Origin of the sequence: Aquimarina sp. U1-2 (genome assembly GCF_017897595.1) — a bacterium.
GTDB lineage: Bacteria > Bacteroidota > Bacteroidia > Flavobacteriales > Flavobacteriaceae > Aquimarina.
Map to the genome: position 1 here is coordinate 1 of NZ_JAGKIK010000102.1, position 384 is coordinate 384.

A 384-nucleotide genomic window follows, 5' to 3' on the forward strand; every position below is an offset into this window, starting at 1 on the left:
GTTCTTGTTGTGTCATAGCATTAAGAAGCCTACCAATTTCAGTATCCATAGCCTCGAGCATAGCCATGTAGTAAGGTAACGGATTGTTATCCACACTCGCTTGGTCATTTGGCAAACCACCTTGGCTATGCAAATTAGCGTCAGGTAAATGAAACGGTGTGTGTGGTGCATTATACGCCAACCATAAAAACCAAGGTTGCGATTGTGCAGTAACCCAATCAATAGCTAAATCTGTAAACTTTGTAGTTGTGTAGGTATTACTAGGTGATGTTTGTCCACCTTCGTATAAATCCCAATTCCAATAATCCCTAACGCCACCAGATAATATACCGGCATAAGTACCAACACCCATGTTGTTAGGATGAGCAGTATCAGACGATAAAT

The 384-nt window shown here is 41.1% G+C and carries 1 protein-coding gene; it reads right to left on the bottom strand.

Going from position 1 to position 384, the window contains the following annotated elements; all coding sequences use genetic code 11:
- A partial coding sequence (locus J8281_RS19210; protein ID WP_210199261.1) for a sulfatase-like hydrolase/transferase occupies positions 1–384 on the bottom strand: 384 nt, incomplete at both ends.